2 protein-coding genes are annotated in these 2,126 nt (G+C 72.6%); both read left to right on the top strand.

All coding sequences use genetic code 11. The features are described 5' to 3' along the window. Positions 1 to 23: 23 nt before the first annotated feature. Positions 24 to 242, top strand: a complete 219-nt coding sequence (locus tag SACHA_RS19935; protein ID WP_020628584.1) for a DUF397 domain-containing protein — start codon at positions 24 to 26, stop codon at positions 240 to 242. 210 nt (positions 243 to 452) lie between these two features. Further along, entirely contained in the window at positions 453 to 2,048 is a 1,596-nt protein-coding gene (serA, locus tag SACHA_RS0102530; RefSeq protein WP_019806968.1) for a phosphoglycerate dehydrogenase, read from the top strand. The last annotated feature ends 78 nt before the right edge of the window (positions 2,049 to 2,126 follow it).

The following is a 2,126-nucleotide window of genomic DNA, read 5'->3' as shown; positions in this document are numbered from 1 at the left end:
CCCGTGCGGGCTCGGCCGGTCCGGTGGGGCGGGCCGGGTCCGACGGTGTCCCCGGGGCCGGAAGCGACGGCGCGGCCACGGTGGAGTTCGCCTTCCTCACCCAGGGCGACGAGACCACCCACGTGGCTCTGCGCCGTGCGGGGGATCCGGACGGTACTGTGCTCGTCTTCACACCGTCCGAGTGGGACGCCTTCCTCGCCGGTGTGCGGGACGGCGAGTTCGACCGTCCGGAGGCGCTCTGACGCGGGGTGAGAGCCGGACGCGGACGGTTCCGTGCGCCGCCGGCCGGGCGGGTGGTGCATCGGCCCGGTGCGGCCGATCCGGGTGCTCCGGCTCGCGTGACCATTGGACCCGCAGGTCCCCGGGGCTAGACTGCGGCGCATCGCGGGCACAGCGTCGTGGCGCGATTCAGCGCGTGGTGCGAATGAACCCGATCTGACGAAAGGCGCATCGTGAGCAATTCCAGCCAGCCCGTCGTTCTCCTCGCCGAGAAGCTCGCCGAGTCCGCGGTCAGCGTGTTCGGCGACGAGGTCGAGGTCCGGCACGTGGACGGAACCGACCGCGCCGCCCTGCTCGAGGCGGTGAAGGAGGCGGATGCGCTGCTCGTGAGGTCCGCGACCAAGGTCGACGCCGAGGTGCTGGCCGCGAGCGACCGGCTGAAGGTCGTCGCACGGGCGGGTGTCGGGCTCGACAACGTCGAGGTCCCGGCCGCGACCGAACGCGGTGTGCTGGTGGTCAACGCCCCGACGTCGAACATCGTCTCGGCCGCCGAGCACGCCGTGGCGCTGCTGCTGTCCGTCCTGCGGCGGGTGCCCGCGGCCGACCAGAGCCTGCGCGGCGGCGAGTGGAAGCGCTCGTCCTACACCGGTGTCGAGCTCAACGGCAAGACCGTCGGTGTCGTCGGGTTCGGCAAGATCGGCCAGCTCGTGGCCACCCGGCTCGGCGCGTTCGACGCCGAGCTGCTCTCCTACGACCCCTACGCGTCGGCCTCGCGTGCCGGGCAGCTCGGGGTCGAGCTGGTGGAGCTGGACGAGCTGCTGCGCCGTGCCGACATCATCACGATCCACCTGCCCAAGACCCCGGAGACCAAGGGCCTGATCGACGCCACGGCGCTGTCCAAGGTCAAGAAGGGCGCCATCGTCGTCAACGCGGCCCGCGGCGGCCTGGTGGACGAGGACGCGCTGGCCGAGGCCGTGCGCGAGGGCCGGGTCAGCGGCGCCGGTGTGGACGTGTTCGCCGAGGAGCCGACCACCTCCAGCCCGCTGTTCGACCTGCCCAACGTCGTGGTCACCCCGCACCTGGGTGCCTCCACCCACGAGGCGCAGGACCGGGCGGGCACCGACGTGGCCCACTCGACGCTGGCGGCCCTGCGCGGGGACTTCGTGCCCGACGCGGTGAACGTCGCGGGCGGTGCCGTCGGCGAGGAGGTGCGGCCCTACGTGCCGCTGGCCCAGAAGCTGGGCACCGTGCTGTCGGCGTTCAGCACGAAGGCTCCGGCGTCGGTCTCCGTCGTGGCCGGTGGCGAGCTCTCCGGCGAGGACGTCAGCGTGCTGCAGCTGGCGGCGCTGCGTGGGGTGTTCTCCGGTGTCGTCGAGGACCAGGTGACCTTCGTCAACGCGCCCCGGCTCGCCGAGGACCTCGGTGTCGAGGCGAGCGTGACCACCCGGCCGGAGAGCGACAACTACCGCAGCCAGCTCACCGTGTCGGTCGTGCACGCCGACGGCACGAAGCACTCGGTCTCCGGCACGGTCTCCGGCAAGGAGGAGGTGCCGAAGCTGATCGAGGTCAACGGCAGGCACTTCGACATCCGCGCCGAGGGCCACATGCTGCTCATGGAGTACCCGGACCGGCCCGGGATCATGGGCCGGGTCGGCACCCTGCTCGGCGAGGCGGGCATCAACATCGAGGCGGCCCAGATCAGCCAGACCACGGACCGCTCGGACGCCGTGATGCTGCTGCGCGTGGACCGTGCCGTGGACAACCACCTGCTGGAGCCGATCGGCGCCACGGTCGACGCCCAGCGCATCCGCACGGTCGACTTCGACTGACCGGCGCCCGACCGCCCGGTCCCCACGAGGCCGTCCGGTTCCGCCGTGCCGCGGGGCCGGGCGGCCTCGCCGTGTGCC

Source organism: Saccharomonospora halophila 8 (genome assembly GCF_000383775.1).
GTDB classification, from domain to species: domain Bacteria; phylum Actinomycetota; class Actinomycetes; order Mycobacteriales; family Pseudonocardiaceae; genus Saccharomonospora; species Saccharomonospora halophila.
This window is presented reverse-complemented; position numbering and strand designations above follow the sequence as displayed.